The organism is Actinomadura sp. ATCC 39365 (genome assembly GCF_054392275.1).
On the sequence record NZ_CP184335.1, the window covers coordinates 1,880,126 to 1,896,221 of the forward strand.

General features: G+C 69.9%; 15 protein-coding genes and 1 tRNA gene. 11 read left to right on the forward strand and 5 right to left on the reverse strand.

The genetic code is table 11. The annotated features are described in order from the left end of the window. Positions 1–48: 48 nt before the first annotated feature. Together ACNF49_RS09595 and ACNF49_RS09600 are read left to right on the forward strand one after the other, a co-directional pair. Positions 49–1,866 carry an ABC-F family ATP-binding cassette domain-containing protein gene (locus tag ACNF49_RS09595; protein WP_482943469.1) on the forward strand — a complete coding sequence of 606 codons (1,818 nt, stop codon included), beginning with the start codon at positions 49–51 and terminating at the stop codon, positions 1,864–1,866. A gap of 164 nt (positions 1,867–2,030) precedes the next feature. Further along, the gene (locus tag ACNF49_RS09600; protein ID WP_482943470.1) at positions 2,031–2,363 is read left to right on the forward strand and encodes a YciI family protein; all 333 of its coding nucleotides are present in this window, start codon (positions 2,031–2,033) and stop codon (positions 2,361–2,363) included. 46 nt (positions 2,364–2,409) lie between these two features. Here ACNF49_RS09600 and ACNF49_RS09605 read toward each other — a convergent pair whose 3' ends face one another. After that, positions 2,410–2,913 (reverse strand): MarR family winged helix-turn-helix transcriptional regulator, encoded by a 504-nt coding sequence (locus ACNF49_RS09605; protein WP_357974843.1) that lies wholly within the window; start codon positions 2,911–2,913, stop codon positions 2,410–2,412. Between the two features lie 56 nt (positions 2,914–2,969). Between ACNF49_RS09605 and ACNF49_RS09610 the strand changes: the two genes are divergently transcribed. From ACNF49_RS09610 to ACNF49_RS09625, 4 genes are read left to right on the forward strand one after another with little or no spacing between them, the layout of a single operon-like run. Next, a complete protein-coding gene (locus ACNF49_RS09610; protein ID WP_357974840.1) occupies positions 2,970–3,740 on the forward strand; it encodes a trans-aconitate 2-methyltransferase in 771 nt (256 codons plus the stop codon). 17 nt (positions 3,741–3,757) lie between these two features. After that, on the forward strand, positions 3,758–4,108 hold the full coding sequence (locus tag ACNF49_RS09615; protein WP_357974837.1) for a VOC family protein: 351 nt from the start codon (positions 3,758–3,760) through the stop codon (positions 4,106–4,108). 52 nt (positions 4,109–4,160) lie between these two features. Further along, positions 4,161–5,636 (forward strand): CYTH and CHAD domain-containing protein, encoded by a 1,476-nt coding sequence (locus ACNF49_RS09620; RefSeq protein ID WP_482943471.1) that lies wholly within the window; start codon positions 4,161–4,163, stop codon positions 5,634–5,636. Then, the gene (locus tag ACNF49_RS09625; RefSeq protein ID WP_482943472.1) at positions 5,633–6,808 is read left to right on the forward strand and encodes a cytochrome P450; all 1,176 of its coding nucleotides are present in this window, start codon (positions 5,633–5,635) and stop codon (positions 6,806–6,808) included. Before ACNF49_RS09620 ends, ACNF49_RS09625 begins: the two co-directional genes overlap by 4 nt. Positions 6,809–6,812: 4 nt before the next feature. On the opposite strand, the gene ACNF49_RS09630 is transcribed toward ACNF49_RS09625, so the two are convergent. The 4 genes from ACNF49_RS09630 to ACNF49_RS09645 are packed head-to-tail and all read right to left on the reverse strand — an operon-like array spanning position 6,813 to position 11,639. Next, complete coding sequence (locus tag ACNF49_RS09630) at positions 6,813–7,646, reverse strand: NUDIX hydrolase (protein WP_482943473.1); 834 nt, start codon at positions 7,644–7,646, stop codon at positions 6,813–6,815. Continuing rightward, positions 7,636–9,696 carry an RNA degradosome polyphosphate kinase gene (locus ACNF49_RS09635; RefSeq protein WP_482943474.1) on the reverse strand — a complete coding sequence of 687 codons (2,061 nt, stop codon included), beginning with the start codon at positions 9,694–9,696 and terminating at the stop codon, positions 7,636–7,638. Before ACNF49_RS09635 ends, ACNF49_RS09630 begins: the two co-directional genes overlap by 11 nt. A 55-nt stretch (positions 9,697–9,751) precedes the next feature. Then, positions 9,752–10,657 (reverse strand): TetR/AcrR family transcriptional regulator, encoded by a 906-nt coding sequence (locus ACNF49_RS09640; protein ID WP_482945503.1) that lies wholly within the window; start codon positions 10,655–10,657, stop codon positions 9,752–9,754. A 43-nt stretch (positions 10,658–10,700) separates the two neighbouring features. Next, the gene (locus ACNF49_RS09645) at positions 10,701–11,639 is read right to left on the reverse strand and encodes an acyl-CoA desaturase (protein WP_482943475.1); all 939 of its coding nucleotides are present in this window, start codon (positions 11,637–11,639) and stop codon (positions 10,701–10,703) included. A gap of 305 nt (positions 11,640–11,944) precedes the next feature. Between ACNF49_RS09645 and ACNF49_RS09650 the strand changes: the two genes are divergently transcribed. The 5 genes from ACNF49_RS09650 to pth all read left to right on the forward strand — a co-directional run bounded on the left by ACNF49_RS09650 (position 11,945) and on the right by pth (position 15,951). Then, positions 11,945–12,016: transfer RNA gene (locus ACNF49_RS09650), tRNA-Gln, on the forward strand. A gap of 134 nt (positions 12,017–12,150) precedes the next feature. Continuing rightward, on the forward strand, positions 12,151–13,602 hold the full coding sequence (gene glmU / locus ACNF49_RS09655; protein WP_357974819.1) for a bifunctional UDP-N-acetylglucosamine diphosphorylase/glucosamine-1-phosphate N-acetyltransferase GlmU: 1,452 nt from the start codon (positions 12,151–12,153) through the stop codon (positions 13,600–13,602). Then, a complete protein-coding gene (locus ACNF49_RS09660; RefSeq protein WP_352321976.1) occupies positions 13,599–14,576 on the forward strand; it encodes a ribose-phosphate diphosphokinase in 978 nt (325 codons plus the stop codon). Before glmU ends, ACNF49_RS09660 begins: the two co-directional genes overlap by 4 nt. A gap of 97 nt (positions 14,577–14,673) precedes the next feature. Continuing rightward, positions 14,674–15,303, forward strand: coding sequence for a 50S ribosomal protein L25/general stress protein Ctc (locus tag ACNF49_RS09665; protein ID WP_482943476.1), 630 nt, complete (start codon positions 14,674–14,676; stop codon positions 15,301–15,303). Between the two features lie 63 nt (positions 15,304–15,366). Beyond that, entirely contained in the window at positions 15,367–15,951 is a 585-nt protein-coding gene (gene pth / locus ACNF49_RS09670) for an aminoacyl-tRNA hydrolase (protein ID WP_352321980.1), read from the forward strand. Positions 15,952–16,096 lie beyond the last annotated feature (145 nt).

Genomic DNA, 16,096 nt, shown 5'->3' on the forward strand with positions numbered 1-16,096 from the left:
TCGTGGGCGTCGGGAAGCGGTTGAGGGGACCGATACCCTGGACACGTCATGAATCTGGTCAACCTTGAGTCGGTCTCCCACGCCTACGGGCCCAAGCCGCTCCTCAGCGACGTCTCCCTGGGCATCGAGGCCGGGGAGCGCATCGGCGTCGTCGGCCGCAACGGGGGCGGTAAGACGACCCTGATGTCGGTCATCGCCGGTGACGTTCGTCCCGACAGCGGCCGGGTCACCCACACGCGCGGGCTGCGGGTCGGGCTGCTGTCCCAGCAGGACACCCTCGACCCCGAGGCAACCGTGAGCCAGCTCGTCCTGGGGGACAGGGCCGAGCATGAATGGGCAGGTGACCAGCAGGTCCGCGAGATCCTGGCGAACCTGATCGGCGACCTCGACCTCAGCGCCAAGGCCGCCGCGCTGTCCGGCGGCGAGCGCCGGCGTACGGCGCTGGCCCGTCTGCTCATCGACGACCACGACCTGGTCATGCTCGACGAGCCCACCAACCACCTCGACATCGAGGCGATCGCCTGGCTCGCCGCCCACCTGGCGGCCAGGAAGAGCGCCCTGCTGGTCGTGACCCACGACCGCTGGTTCCTCGACGCCGTCTCCACCCGCACGTGGGAGGTCGTCGACGGCCGGGTCGAGCGCTACGAGGGCGGCTACGCCGCGTACGTGCTGGCCAAGGCCGAGCGTGCGCGCATCGCCCAGGCCGCCGAGGACCGTCGCCAGAACCTCATGCGCAAGGAGATCGCCTGGCTGCGTCGCGGTCCGCCCGCCCGCACGTCCAAGCCGAAGTTCCGGATCGACGCCGCGCAGGCCCTGATCGCGAACGAGCCGCCGGCGCGGGAGACCGTCGAGCTGATGCGGTTCGCCGCGGCCAGGCTCGGCAAGACCGTCTACGACCTGGAAGACGTCACCCTGCACGCGGGCGGCCCCGGCGACGGGCCGCTGGTGCTCGATCACTGCACGTGGCAGTTCGGGCCGGGCGACCGGATCGGCCTGATCGGCGTCAACGGGTCAGGCAAGTCGTCGGTGCTGCGGTTGCTCGCCGACGGCGTCCAGCCGGACTCGGGCCGGGTGATCCGCGGCAAGACCGTCCGCCTGGCGCATCTGTCCCAGGAGCTGACCGAGCTCGACCCGTCGCGGCGGGTGCTGGAGTCGGTGGAGGAGATCCGCAAGTACCTCCAGCTGGGCAAGCGGGAGTGGACGGCGTCCCAGTTGCTGGAGCGTCTGGGCTTCAAGGGCGACGCGCAGTGGAAGGTCATCGGCGACCTGTCCGGCGGCGAGCGGCGGCGGCTGCAGCTGCTGCGCCTGCTGATGGACGATCCCAACGTGCTGCTCCTCGACGAGCCCACCAACGACCTCGACATCGAGACGCTCAACGAGCTCGAAGACCTGCTGGACGGCTGGCCGGGCACGCTGGTGCTGGTGAGTCACGACCGCTACTTCCTGGAGCGGGTGACCGACCGGTGCGTGGCGCTGCTGGGTGACGGCAAGCTCGCGCTGCTGCCGGGCGGGGTCGACGAATACCTCGAACGCCGCAGCGCCGGCACGGCCGTGACCGCCCGTATCGGCAGCGCTCCTGCCCCGGCATCCGGCGCTCCGGCCCCTGCCGCGGCCTCGTCCGCCACGCAGGCGGAGACCGGGCTGTCGGCCAAGGAGGAACGCGAGCTCCGCAAGGAACTCAACCGCCTGGAACGCCAGCTCGACAAGCTCGGCGACCAGGAGGCCCGCCTCCACGCATCCATGGCCGAAGCCGCCAGCGACTACGCCAAGCTGGGCTCCCTCGACGCCCAGCTCCGCGACGTCCTGGCCCAGAAGGACACCGTCGAGGCGGAATGGCTCGAAGTGGCCGACCGCCTCGGCGACTGACCGGCGCCGAACCCTCGCACGCGAGGGTGCGCGCCGGTTCGACGGCAGCTGGAGAGACGGCGTCGGCGGGCCGGCCCGGATCCGTCGCCGGTGCGGGTCGCAAGGCGGCGGCCGACGTGCTGGCTCTGCGACGCTCCAGAACCTTCGTGGGCTAGCCTCCGGCCATGGGGAAGTTTCTCGCTGTCCTGAACGGCGCGGCCGACGAGGCTGACAAGGCGAAGTTCACCGAGCAGCAGCAGAGTGAGTTCATGAACGCCTGGGCGGTGTGGGCCCAGAAGAACGAGCACGCCCTGGTCGATCCCGGGGCGCCGCTCTTTCGCAAGAAGTTGGTGACGGCCCAGGGCGTCGAGGACTTCACTGACTCGAAGACCGGATACGCGATCGTGGAGGCCGAGACACATGAGGCCGCGGCGCGGCTCTTCAGTGACCACCCTCATATCGCGTTGATGCCGGGGAACTCGATCGAGGTCCTCGAGTGCCCGCCCATCCCGTCCTGAGGTGCGGCGCTGCCCGCGGCAGAGCGTGCATGACCTCGTCGAGGGGTTACTGAGGGGAGTCGAAGGGGGCGAGGAGCAGGCGGAGGAGGGCGGCGAGGGAGCGCTGGTCGGCGGGTGGGAGGCCGGAGAGCAGGTCGCGCTCACGCCGGAGCAGGTCGGCGAACGCCGCGTCCACCCGCGCCACCCCCGTGTCCGTCAGCGACACCAGCACGCCGCGCCGGTCCTCGGGGTCGGGCCGCCGCCGCACCAGGCCCGCCTGCGCGAGCCGGTCGATGCGGTTGGTCATGGTCCCGGACGTCACCAGTGTGGCCCGCAACAGGGCCCCGGGGCTCAGCTCGTACGGCTTCCCGGCCCGCCGCAACGCGGTGAGCACGTCGAACTCCCAAGGCTCCAGATCATGTTCGGCGAACGCCGCCCGCCTGGCGCGGTCGAGATGTTTGGCCAGCCGTGACACCCTGGAGAGGACCTGGAGGGGCTCGACGTCGAGATCGGGCCGCTCGATCCGCCATGCCGCGACCAGCCGGTCGACCTCGTCATCCTGTGGCGTCATGACACAGAGTCTACTGTCTTGACATCGAGATATCTCTCTCGATATCAATTATCTCTATGTCAAGAGATATCTGGGACCCGGTGACGTACGCCGTCTACGCCGACGAGCGGTCGCGGCCGTTCATCGAGCTGATATCCAGAGTCGGTGCGGTGGCTCCCGATTATGTCGTGGACGCGGGCTGCGGCAGCGGCGAACTCACCGTCATGCTGGCCGAACGCTGGCCTGGCGCCACCGTCGAGGGCTTCGACGCCTCGCCCGCGATGATCACCAAGGCCCGCCAGCTCACCAGCCGGGTGCATTTCGCCGTGGCCGACGTCGACACCTGGCACCCGGACCGCCCCATGGACGTGATCGTCTCCAACGCCGTCCTGCAGTGGGTGCCCTCCCACCACGGCGTGCTCGAACACTGGCTGGAGGAGCTGGCTCCCGGCGGCTGGCTGGCCTTCCAGGTGCCGGGCAACTTCGACGCCCCGAGCCACGTCGCGATCCGCGAGCTGTGCGCCTCCCGCGCCTGGTCCGACCGGCTCAGCGACCTCAACAGGAACAACCCGGTGGACGACCCGGTCCAGTATCTCGACTTCCTCAACGACGGCGGCTGCCAGGTGGACGCCTGGGAGACCACGTACGTGCACCTGCTCCAGGGCGAGAACCCGGTCCTCGACTGGGTCTCCGGCACGGCCCTGCGCCCGATCTTCGACCGGCTCGACCCTGCCGAGCAGCGGCGGTTCAAGGCCGACCTGGCCGGGCCGCTCGCCGAGGCCTACCCGGCCAGGAGCTACGGCACCCCCTTCCCCTTCCGTCGCATCTTCGTGGTGGCCCAGAAATAGCTCCCGGAGGCCCAGAGATGACGATCAAAGCCCTGCACCACGTCCAGCTTGCCGCGCCCAAGGGCAGCGAGCCCGAACTGCGTGCCTTCTACGGCGACGTGCTCGGCCTGAGCGAGGTCCCCAAACCGCCTGAGCTGGCCAAACGCGGGGGCGCCTGGTTCCGCGGCGACGGCGTGGAGATCCACCTCGGCATCGAGGACGACTTCAGGCCCGCACGCAAGGCCCACCCGGCGTTCCTGGTCGAGGACCTCGACGCCTACGCGGCCAAGATCCCCGGCGCGGTGCCCGACGACCTCTTCCCTGGCTACCGCCGGATCTACGTGACGGACCCCGTGGGCAACCGGATCGAGCTCCTGCAGGCCGTGTGATGTTCACCTGCAGGTGGCATCATGGTCCGAAATCGGACACTTGTGAGGTGCAGTGGGCATCGAGATCGAGGACAAGTTCGACGTTCCAACCGACTACGCGATCCCGGACCTGAGCAGTCTGGCCCAGGTCACGGGCCCGCGCGGCCATCAGCTTGTGGCGCTCTACTACGACACGGCCGATCTGCGGCTGGCCGCGCGCGGCGTCACGCTCAGACGCAGGCGCGGCGGCGACGACGCGGGCTGGCACCTGAAGCTGCCCAAGGCCAGGGGCGTGCGCCAGGAGATCACGTGCCCGCTCACCCGCAGCACCAAGGTCGTGCCGCCGGAGCTGGCCGAGCTCGTCCGGGCCTACGCCCGGGGCGCGGAGCTCCAGGTCGTGGCCGAGCTCGACACCCGCCGCAGCGTCACCCTGCTGCACGACGGCGACACCCGGCTGGTCGAGATCGCCGACGACCGGGTGAAGGGCACCGTCCACCGGGACGGCAGGGTGCTGCGGTGGCGTGAGGTCGAGGCCGAGCTGCTGGCCGAGGACCGGCGGGACCTGCTGGCCAAGGTCGGCAAGCGGCTGCGCAAGGCGGGGGCGAGCCCGGCGGGCAGCGCCAGCAAGCTCGCCCGGCTCCTCGAACCCGCCCCGCCCGCCAGGGTCGCCACCGAGCCCGGCACGGCGGGCGAGACCGTCATCGACTACCTGTCGAGCCAGGTCGCCGCCCTTCTCAGCCAGGATCCGCGGGTGCGCAGGGCCGAGGAGGACGCCGTCCACCAGATGCGGGTGGCCTCGCGCAGGCTGCGCAGCGCGCTCAAGGCGTTCAAGTCGGTGGTGACCGGCACGGAGCAGGTGCAGGAGGAGCTGCGCTGGCTCGGCACGGTGCTCGGCGAGGCCCGCGACCTGGAGGTGATCAGGGCCAGGTTCGCCGGCGAGCTGTCCGGCCTCGCCCCCGAGCTGGTCACCGGCCCCATCCAGACCCGCCTCGGCGCGGACCTGCGCGTACGCGAGCAGGAGGCGTACGAGCGCATCAAGGACGCACTCAGCGGCGCCCGCTACTACACCCTCCTGGACGCCCTCGACGCCCTGATCGCCACCCCCGAGCTGGGCAGGGCCGCCGCCAAGCCGGCGAAGGACAAGCTCACCGCCCTCGCCTCCGCCGGCTGGGACCGCGTGACCAGGGCGTACGAGGCCGCCCAGGCCACCGAGGACGCCGGACGCCGCGAGATCGCCCTGCACGACGTCCGCAAGGCGGCCAAACGTGCTCGATACACCGCCGAGGCGCTCGAACCCACCCTCGGCAAGGGCATGGCCAGGCTGGCCGAGCTGGCCGAGAACGTCCAGGAGGTGCTGGGGGCGCACCGGGACGGCGTGGTCGCCCAGGAGACGCTGGCCAAGGAGGCCGAGGGCGCCCGGCAGGCGGGCGAGGACACCTTCACGTACGGGCTGCTGATCGGGATCGAACGCAACACCGCCGAACGCGCCGAGGCCGATTTCCCCAGAGTCTGGGCGGAAACCGTGAAGGCGGTTAAGAAGGTTCTATGACGAACCTTCCGGCAATTCCCTTCGCGCGCAGCGACCCCCTCGACGTTCCGGCGGCCTACCGGGAGCTGCGGGCGAAGGAGGGCATCGCGCGGGTGCGCACCTCGGTGGGCGACGAGGTCTGGCTGGTCACCGGCTACGAACAGGCACGCAGGCTGTTCACCGACAGCCGGCTGGGACGTTCCCACCCCGAGCCCGAGCGGGCGCCGCGCGTGTCGAACTCGGCCCTGCTCGGCGGGCCGCAGGGCGAGGCCGCCACCGAGAAGGCCGACCACGAGCGCCTGCGCAAGCTGTTCGCCCCCTCCTTCTCGGCCCGCCGGATGAGGCGGCTCGCCGACGAGGTCGGCTCCCTGGTCGAGGAGCGGCTGGACCGCCTGGCCGGGCTGACGCGGCCGGCCGACCTGCACGCCGAGCTCTCCTTCCCGCTGCCCGTGCTGGTCATCTGCCGGCTGCTCGGCGTCCCGTACGAGGACAGGGAGTACTTCAGCGGCGTGTCGGCACGCATGGCCGACCTCCAGGACGAGGCGGCCGGCGAGGCGGCACGGGCCGAGCTCAGCGCCTACATGGCCGGGCTGATCGCCCGCAAACGGCACGAACCGGTCGAGGACGTCCTGTCGGACCTGGCGAACGAGCTGGACGACGACGGCAAGATCGCCGAGCTGGCCGCCGGCCTGCTGTTCGCCGGGCACGAGACCACGGTCAACCGCATCGACCACGGCGTGCTCCTGCTGCTGGCCAACCCCGACCAGCTCGCCCTGCTGCGGTCGGACCCCGGGCTCGCGCCCGCCGCGGTCGAGGAGATCCTGCGCATGGCCGTGCCGAGCCTGCACGGCCTGCCCAGGTACGCCCACGAGGACATCGAGATCGACGGCCGCACGATCCGCCGCGGCGAGGCCGTCGTCCTCAACACCGGCGTGGCGAACCGGGACGAAGACGTCTATCCCGATCCCGACACCTTCGTCATCGGACGTCCTCCGGCCGACCCGCATCTCGCCTTCGGGTACGGCCCGCGGTTCTGCATCGGCGCGAGCCTGGCCAGGGTGGAGCTGGAGGCGGTGTTCAGCCGGCTCTTCCAGCGGTTCCCCGGCCTGCGCCTGGCCGTCCCCGTCGCCGAGCTGCCGCGCAACGAGGGCAGGATCACCCAGGGCTTCGCCCGGCTGCCGGTCACCTGGTGAGCCGTCAGGTCGCGTAGCGCTCCACGCCGACGACGTGCCCGCCGACCCGGTGCAGCACCGCGAACGCGCCCTTGCGCAGGTGCACGTCCTTGCCGCTCAGCGCGTGGATCAGGTGCGGCAGGACCTTGCCGTGGCTGCACACGGCGGCGGGCACGGCGAGGTCGCCGACCAGGTCCGGCGTCTTGTGCGGATCCTGGCCCTCCTCGCTGAGCAGCGGCTCGGTCCTGATCTCGGTCCCGTACGGCTCCAGCGTCTGGACGCACCGCCGACTGGGCGAGCTGACCAGCAGCTCGGGCCGGTACGCGGGCAGCGCGGTGGCCAGGGCGGCGGCCTGGGAGCCGCCGTGGTCGTCCAGTGGGCGCAGCGCGTCGTCGCCTTCCCACCGGCTCCTGGACCCGGCCGTGGCGTGCCGGACGAGCACCAGCGGCACGGTCGCCAGCGGCGCGGCGGCCAGGGCGCGCAGCAGCCCGGCGTCCCACTCGTAGGTCAGCAGCTCGCGAGCCCGGTCGACGGGCAGCCAGCGCAGCCCGTCGACCTCGTCGCCCGGCTCGAAGCCGGCGTCGGAGGTGACCCGCGCCGTCCAGTAGTCGACGCGCTTGAGCCGGCCGCCGCTGAGGTAGTGGATCGGCGGCAGGGCGCGCCCCAGGACGACCGTCAGGCTGGTCTCCTCGGCGACCTCGCGCAGGGCGGCGGCGATGACGTGTTCGCCGCTCTCCAGCTTGCCCTTGGGGAAGGTCCAGTCGTCGTAGCGCGGGCGGTGGATCACCGCGACCTCGGGGCTGCTCTCCGCGCCCCTCCAGACCACGGCCCCGGCGGCCCGGAGCAGGTCAGTCGTCAACGGTCCTCCATCGCCTGGTTCCGACGAGATGGCTCTGCAGGTCCTCGCCCTGGTGGCGGATCCAGGTGCCGTCGGAGTTGAGCCACCACGCGTTCGTGGTGTCTGCCATGGCCAGGTCCATCAGCTCGATCAGGTACGCCTTGTGCTGCTGGGAGGTCACCTTGACCAGGGCCTCGACCCGGCGGTCGAGGTTCCTGCGCATCAGGTCGGCGCTGCCGATCCACACCTCGGGACGTCTGCCGAGGCCGAACTCGTACACGCGGGAGTGCTCCAAAAAGCGCCCCAAAACCGACCTTACGCGGATATTTTCTGACAAATTGGGGATTCCTGGGCGAAGGATGCAGATACCGCGCACCCACAGGTCCACCGGCACCCCCGCCCTGGACGCCCGGTAGAGCGCGTCGATGATCGGCTCGTCCACCAGCGAGTTCGTCTTGATCCTGATCCGCGCCGGGCGGCCCGCCTGCTGGTGGGCGATCTCCCGGTCGATCCTGGCCAGCAGGCCGCTGCGCATCGAGTGCGGCGCGACCAGCAGCCGGCGGTAGGCCGAGTGGTTGGAGTAGCCGGTCAGGTGGATGAACAGGTCGGTGACATCCTCGCCCACCAGCGGGTCGGCGGTGAGCAGGCCGAAGTCCTCGTACTGGCGGGCCGTCTTGGGGTTGTAGTTGCCGGTGCCGATGTGGCAGTAGCGGCGCAGCTCGCCCGAGGGCTCCTGCCGTACGACGAGGGCCAGCTTGCAGTGGGTCTTCAGGCCGACCACGCCGTAGACCACGTGGCAGCCGGCCCGCTCCAGCTTCCTGGCCCAGGAGATGTTGGCGTGCTCGTCGAAGCGGGCCTTGATCTCCACGACCACGACGACCTGCTTGCCCGCCTCGGCCGCGTCGATCAGCGCGTCGACGATGGGCGACTCGCCGCTGGTCCGGTAGAGGGTCTGCTTGATCGCCAGCACCCGGGGGTCGGCCGCGGCCACCTCGATGAAACGCTGCACGCTGGTCGCGAACGAGTCGTACGGGTGGTGCAGCAGCACGTCGCGCTCGCGCAGGGTGGAGAAGAGGTCGTCCTCGGCGTTGATCACCTCGGCCGGCACGAACGGGCGGTAGCTCAGCTCGCCGCGGTCGAGGTCGGCGATGGCGTGCAGGCCGGTCAGGTCGAGCGGGCCGGGCAGCCGGTAGATCTCGTGCGGGGCCAGCTCCAGCTCCTCGATGAGCGGCGCCAGCACCTCCGGCGTGATCGTGTCCTCGACCTCCAGCCGCACGGGCGGCCCGAACCGCCGCTTGAGCAGCTCCTTCTCCAGCGCCTGCATGAGGTTCTCGGTGACGTCCTCGTCGACGTCGAGGTCTTCGTTCCTGGTGACGCGGAAGACGTGGTGCTGGAGGATCTCCATGCCCTTGAAGAGCTGGCCGAGGTGCGCCGCGATGACGTCCTCCATCGGCACGAACCGGTCCTTCGACGCCGGCACGAACCGGGGGAGCTGCGAGGGCACCTTCACCCGCGCGAAGACGGTGTGGTCGGTGATCGGGTTGCGCACCAGCACGGCCAGGTTGAGGCTGAGCCCGGAGATGTAGGGGAACGGGTGGGCCGGGTCGACCGCCAGCGGCGTCAGCACGGGCCTGATCCGCTCCCTGAACAGCTTGCGCAGCTCCGTGCGCTCCTCGCGGCCCAGGTCGTCCCACCGGACGATCTCGATGCCCTCGGTCGCGAGCTGGGGGCAGACCCGGTCGTGGAAGGCGGCGGCGTGCCGCTTGGCCAGGGAGTCGGCGATCGTGGCGATCCGGGCCAGCTCCTCGCGCGGCTTCAGCCCGCTCTTGGTGCGCAGCAGCAGGCCGGTGGCCATGCGCCGCTTGAGGCCGGCCACCCGTACGCGGAAGAACTCGTCGAGGTTGCTGGCGAAGATGGCCAGGAAGCGCACCCGTTCGAGCAGGGGGACCGACGGGTCCTCGGCCAGTTCGAGGACGCGCTCGTTGAACTGGAGCCAGCTTTCCTCGCGGTTGAGGAACCGCTCCTGTGGCAGGAGCAGGTCGTTTCCCGATTGCAGCGGTTCCGCGGACATATGGCCTATATTGCCCCGATTGGTTGAACGGAACGTTAACGTAGCCGCAACGAACTCACTCTGGCTGGTCGGCCTGCTCCAGGCGTGCGGCGCGCTCGGCGAGCCTGGCCTCCCGCTGACGGATCTTCTCCTCGCGCTCGCGGGCCTTCTCCGCCTCCTTCAGCAGCCGCTCGCGCTCCTTCAACTCTCGTACCCTGGCTTTCTCCGCATCACGCAACTCTCGCTGGCGGAGCTTCTCGGCTTCCTTGAGCTCCTTCTCGCGCGCCTTCTCGAAGTCGCGCAGATCCTTGTCGCTGACGCGCGGCTTGGCGGCGGCGGCGGCCTGGTTGCGGGTGGCCACCGAGATCGCCGGGCTCGGGTTCAGGCCGGTCAGGCCGTTCCAGGCCAGGTTCACCAGGTGCGCGGCGACCTCCTCGCGGCCCGGCTTGCGCACGTCCAGCCACCACTGGCCGGTCAGCGCGACCATGCCGACCAGCATCTGGGCGTACATCGGGGCGAGCTTGGGGTCGTAGCCCCGGCCGGCGAACTCGTCGGCCAGGACGTCCTCGACCTGGCTGGCGATCTCGCTGATCAGGCTCGCGAACGTGCCCGTGCCCGAGGCCGCGTGCGAGTCGCGCACCAGGATGCGGAAGCCCTCGCTGCTCTCCTCGATGTACTGGAGCAGGGCCAGGGCGGCCCGCTCCAGCTTGATGAGGGAGTGGGAGGCGGCGAGGGCCGAGGTGATCATGCCGAGCAGCTTCTGCATCTCGCGGTCGACGACGACCGCGTAGACGCCTTCCTTGCCGCCGAAATGCTCGTACACCACGGGTTTCGACACCTGCGCGGTGGCGGCTATCTCCTCTATGGAGGTCCCGTCGAACCCCTTCTCGGCGAACAGCGTGCGGCTGATCCGGATCAGCTGCTCTCTGCGCTCTCTACCGGACATGCGCCTGCGAGATCGGGGTTCGGTCACGGGTTCCATAATGACGGCCACGGACGAATGGCCGTTCATCGGCTGATTCTCGTCAGGCAATGCGCTTCGCCGCCAGGCGTTCTGGCGTCGGCCAGCGCACGTCGGACACCCAGCCCGCCCGTTCGAAGAGGCGGATCGTGCCGGCGCTGAGATCGATCTGGCCCTTGAGCGCGCCGTGCCGGGCACAGGTGGGGTCGGAGTGGTGCAGGTTGTGCCAGGACTCGCCGAACGACGGGATGGCCAGCCACCAGACGTTGCGCGACTTGTCACGCGTCTGGAAGGACTCCTCGCCGAAGACGTGGCAGATCGAGTTGATCGACCAGGTCACGTGGTGCAGCAGGCCGATGCGGATCAGCGAGCCCCAGAACAGCGCGGTCAGGCCGCCCTGCCAGGACCAGGTCAGCAGCAGGCCGAGCACGCCGGGCAGCAGGATGGAGACGAGGGCCAGCGTGGGGAACCACTTGTGCAGCTTCTGGATGTCCTCGTCCTTGCACAGGTCGGGGGCGTACTTCTCGCGGTTGGTGCGCTCGCTCTCGAACAGCCAGCCCATGTGGGCGTACAGCAGGCCCTTGGACATGGACTTGAAGCCGGGGCCGAAGCGCCACGGCGAGTGCGGGTCGCCCTCCTTGTCGGAGAACTTGTGGTGCTTGCGGTGCGTGGCCACCCAGTCGAGCACGGACATCTCCAGCGACAGGCTGCCCGCGATGCCCATCGCGATCTTCAGCGGCCGCTTGGCCTTGAACGAGCCGTGCGTGAAGTAGCGGTGGAACCCGACGGTGACGCCGAGCCCGGAGACGACGTAGAAGACGAAGGCGATGGCGATGTCCGTCCAGCCGAGTCCCCATCCCCAGGCCAGGGGCACCGCCGCCGCGAGCGCGACCAGGGGCAGTCCGACCACGAGCGCGAACGTGATGATCTCTGCCCTGGATTTCGGTTCGGGTTCGAAGTCGGGCTTCGGGGCGGGGGAGGAACGCTCGGCGAGAACGGTCATGGGCTACCTCCAACGACATGTATGAGGATGAATGTCCAGGCTACGCCACCGTAACCTACGCCATCGTAAGTAAGGAAGCCCTAAGTTGTGGATGTCACTTAGCTGACGGTCGGCTCGCCCAGGTGAGTGGGTTTCGTGCCTTGCGGCATTTGGGGTGGTCTGTTATACGGTCAGCGCGCCGACTACCCCTGCGTGTCCCCGGTATTCACGGCCACTGGAGATGTGGGAGAGAATTGAGGGCGCATACGCCCGTGCGGGCTCGGTATCGTAGGGGCTGTGTGTCGGACGCCACGGCGTCCGGTCCGTCCCGGATCGTCTAATCGGCAGGACAAGTGGTTTTGGTCCACTTTGTAGGGGTTCGAGTCCTCTTCCGGGAGCCTTGACAGCCATCCCGCGACTCCCCGCGCGAGAGAGTTACGAACCGGGCAGGTATCCTCACGGTGTCGGGGGGTTGCGGCGCGGTAGCCGCGCCGACGACCCTGATCCGTCCAGTCACAGGGAGTCTCAGTCCGTGAGTGTGCCGCGCCCGGCAGCCGTCATCGTCCTCGCCGCGGGCGAGGGCACCCGGATGAAGAGCCAGACCCCGAAAGTCCTCCACGAGCTGTGCGGCCGCGCGCTGGTCGACCACATGCTCGCCGCCGCCCGCGACCTCGATCCCGAGCGGCTCATCGTGGTCATCGGCCATGCGCTCGAACAGGTCGGCGGTCATCTGGCCGCCACCAGCCCCGACGCGCGCGCCGTCGTCCAGCGTGAGCAGCGCGGCACCGGCCACGCCGTCCGCACCGTGCTCGAAGAGGTCGGCACGATCGCCGGCACGATCCTGGTCACCTACGGCGACGTGCCGCTCATGCAGGCCCGCACCCTCGCCACGCTGCTCGCCAAGCACGCCGCCGACGGCAACGCGGTCACCGTGCTGACGGCCGAGGTACCCGATCCGACCGGCTACGGCCGGATCGTCCGCGACCCCTCCGGCGCCGTGCTGGAGATCGTCGAGGAGAAGGACGCCGACGACGAGCAGCGCGCGATCAAGGAGATGAACTCCGGCATCTACGCCTTCGACGGCCTGCTGCTCGCCGACGCCGTCAAGCGCGTGTCCACCGACAACGCCCAGGGCGAGGAGTACCTCACCGACGTCCTCGGCATCCTGCGCGGCGACGGTCACCGGGTCGGCGCCTGCGTGGCCGCCGACTACGTCGAGGTCGAGGGCGTCAACGACCGCGTCCAGCTCGCCTTCGCCCGCAAGGTGCTCAACCAGCGGCTGCTGGAGCAGCACATGCGCGCCGGCGTCACCGTCGTCGACCCGGCCACCACGTGGGTCGACGTGGGCGTCGAGATCGGGCCCGACGCCGTCGTCCATCCCGGCACCCAGCTCCACGGCCGCACGGTCATCGGCGCCGGAGCCGAGGTCGGCCCGGCCACCACGCTGACCGACACCCGCGTCGGCGAGGGCGCCGTCGTGCGCAACGCGGTCTGCGACAACGCCGAGATCGGCCCCGAGGCCAACGTCGGCCCCTACGCCTACCTGCGCCCCGGCACCGTGCTCAGCCGCAGGTCGAAGGCGGGCACGTTCGTCGAGATGAAGAACACCAAGGTCGGCGAGCGCTCCAAGGTGCCCCACCTCACCTACGCCGGCGACGCCACCATCGGGGAAGACGTCAACATCGGCGCCTCCACCGTCTTCGTCAACTACGACGGGGTCGACAAACACCACACCACCGTGGGCGACGGCGCGTTCGTCGGCTGCGACACCATGCTCATCGCCCCCGTGACGATCGGCGAAGGCGCCAACACCGCGGCCGGATCCGTGATCGTCAGCGACGTACCCCCAGGGGCGATGGGCGTGGCCAGGGCGCGACAGCGCAACATCGAGAAATGGGTCCTGCGCAAGCGCGCGGGCACCAAGTCGGCCGCCGCCGCCGAACGGGCGCTGGCCGAGCGAGCACAGCAGGAGAACGAACAGTGACCAGCATCAAACAGCCGGGCGAGAAGAACCTCATGCTCTTCTCCGGCCGGGCCTATCCAGAGCTGGCCGAAGAGGTTGCCGAGCACGTCGGCGTCTCCCTCACCCCCACCAAACTGATCGACTTCGCCAACGGCGAGATCTACGCCCGCTACCTGGAGTCCGTCCGCGGCTGCGACGCGTTCGTGATCCAGAGCCACACCGGTCCCATCAACAAGTGGATCATGGAACAGCTCATCATGGTCGACGCGCTCAAGCGGGCCTCGGCCAAGCGCATCACCGTGGTCATGCCGTTCTTCGGCTACGCCCGCCAGGACAAGAAGGGCCGCGGCCGCGAGCCCATCACGGCCCGGCTGATGGCCGACCTGTTCAAGACCGCCGGCGCCGACCGGCTCATGTCGATCGACCTGCACACCTCGCAGATCCAGGGCTTCTTCGACGGTCCCGTCGACCACCTGTTCGCGATGCCGGTGCTGGAGAGCTACCTGAAGAACAAGCTCGACCTGGAGAACACGACCGTCGTCTCGCCCGACACCGGCCGCGTCCGCCTGTCCGAGCGCTGGGCCGACACCCTCGGCACGCCCCTGGCCTTCATCCACAAGCGCCGCGACCTCGACGTGGCCAACTCGGTGAAGGTCAGCGAGGTCGTCGGCAAGGTCAGCGGCCGCACCTGCGTGCTGATCGACGACATGATCGACACCGCCGGCACGATCTGCAAGGCCGCCGACGCCCTCTACGAGCAGGGCGCGACCAACGTCATCGTCGCCGCCACCCACGCGGTCTTCTCCGACCCCGCCGTCGACCGGCTGAAGAACTCGCGCATCTCCGAGGTCATCGTGACCAACACGCTGCCGCTGTCGGAGGCCAAGCGGTTCGACAAGCTGACGGTGCTCTCGATCGCGCCGCTCATCGCCCGCGCCGTCACCGAGGTCTTCACCGACGGCTCCGTCACGAGCCTGTTCGAGGGCGACACCTGAGCGAGTAAGCTGTACGGGTTGCGCTCGTAACGCCTTCCGCTAGGGCGGGTGAGGGGGAGCGCGCCACAATCCGATCTCTGCATCCCTAGGAGATGTCGTGTCTGAAGTACGTATCGCCGCCGAGTCGCGCACGGTGTTCGGCAAGGGCGCCGCCCGCAAGATCCGCCGCGCCGACAAGGTGCCCGCCGTCCTCTACGGGCACGGCATCGACCCCAAGCACCTGACCCTGCCCGGTCACGAGGTGCTGCTCGCCCTCCGCACGCCCAACGTGCTGATCCGCCTCCAGGGTGATGGCGTCGACGAGCTGGCCCTGCCCAAGGGTGTCCAGCGCGACCCGATCAAGGGCTTCGTCGAGCACGTCGACCTGCTCCTGGTCAAGCGCGGCGAGAAGGTCACCGTCGAGATCCCGGTCACCACGACCGGCGACGTCAACTCCGAGGGCCTGCTCGACCAGCAGCTCGTCTCGGTGGCCGTCGAGGCCGAGGCGACCCACATCCCGACCGGCGTCGAGGTCGACGTCGAGGGCATGGAGGTCGGCACCGTGATCACCGCCGCGCAGCTCAACCTGCCGTCGGGCGCCACGCTGGCCGCCGACCCCGAGGCCGTGGTCCTCCACGTCATCGCCAAGCCGACCGAGGAGCCCGCCGCGGAGGCCGCGGAGGCCGCCGAGGGCGAGACCGCCGAGGGCGAGGGCGAGGGCGAGAGCGCCGAGGCTGCCGCCGAGTAAGCACGTACCGCGAAAACGGGGGTGGCGCGAGGCCGCCCCCGTTCCGCTGTAAGGGGAGCGCACATGGACCGCTGGCTGATCGTCGGACTGGGCAATCCGGGGCCCGAATACGCGGGTAACAGGCACAACGCGGGCTTCATGGTGCTCGACGAGCTGGCCGCGCGGGCCGGCGGGCGCTTCAAGGCGCACAAGAGCAGGTCCGAGGTGCTGGAGACGCGGGCGGCCGTGCTGGCCAAGCCGCTGACGTACATGAACCTGTCGGGCGGGCCGGTCAAGGCGCTCGCCGACTTCTACAAGATCGGCCCCGACCGGCTGATCGTCGTCCACGACGAGCTCGACGTCCCCTACGGCGCGCTGCGCGCCAAGCTCGGCGGCGGCGACAACGGCCACAACGGGCTCAAGTCCATCACCAAGGTCCTCGGCACCCGCGACTACCTGAGGGTGCGCTTCGGCATCGGCCGGCCGCCCGGCCGCATGGACCCGGCCACCTTCGTGCTCCGCGACTTCGCCACCGTCGAGCGCAAGGATCTGCCCTTCCTCGTCGACCGGGGCGCCGACGTCGTCGAGTCGCTCATGGCACGTGGCCTGGAAGCCACCCAGAACGACTTCCACCGGGCTGATCTGCACATTTCCGGCCCTCCGCGCTGATCGCCGCATAGAACCGTTCGCCGCCTGTCGCGGTGCAGGCGCGGCTAGCATCGGTGACTGTCCGTTCGGGAACGGGCACACAGAGGCGTGCGTGCCACCGCCCGGAGCGACGGCGGGAGCGGAGCGGGGGAAGACGGCATTTGGC

What these genes read in the sequence shown, in the direction of transcription:
- ACNF49_RS09635 (WP_482943474.1), bottom strand. Translation starts at nt 9,696, where the DNA reads ATGTCCGCGGAACCGCTGCAATCGGGAAACGACCTGCTCCTGCCACAG.
- ACNF49_RS09610 (WP_357974840.1), top strand. Translation starts at nt 2,970, where the DNA reads ATGTCAAGAGATATCTGGGACCCGGTGACGTACGCCGTCTACGCCGAC.
- ACNF49_RS09605 (WP_357974843.1), bottom strand. Translation starts at nt 2,913, where the DNA reads ATGACGCCACAGGATGACGAGGTCGACCGGCTGGTCGCGGCATGGCGG.
- pth (WP_352321980.1), top strand. Translation starts at nt 15,367, where the DNA reads ATGGACCGCTGGCTGATCGTCGGACTGGGCAATCCGGGGCCCGAATAC.
- ACNF49_RS09640 (WP_482945503.1), bottom strand. Translation starts at nt 10,657, where the DNA reads ATGGAACCCGTGACCGAACCCCGATCTCGCAGGCGCATGTCCGGTAGA.
- ACNF49_RS09595 (WP_482943469.1), top strand. Translation starts at nt 49, where the DNA reads ATGAATCTGGTCAACCTTGAGTCGGTCTCCCACGCCTACGGGCCCAAG.
- ACNF49_RS09615 (WP_357974837.1), top strand. Translation starts at nt 3,758, where the DNA reads ATGACGATCAAAGCCCTGCACCACGTCCAGCTTGCCGCGCCCAAGGGC.
- ACNF49_RS09645 (WP_482943475.1), bottom strand. Translation starts at nt 11,639, where the DNA reads ATGACCGTTCTCGCCGAGCGTTCCTCCCCCGCCCCGAAGCCCGACTTC.
- ACNF49_RS09625 (WP_482943472.1), top strand. Translation starts at nt 5,633, where the DNA reads ATGACGAACCTTCCGGCAATTCCCTTCGCGCGCAGCGACCCCCTCGAC.
- ACNF49_RS09600 (WP_482943470.1), top strand. Translation starts at nt 2,031, where the DNA reads ATGGGGAAGTTTCTCGCTGTCCTGAACGGCGCGGCCGACGAGGCTGAC.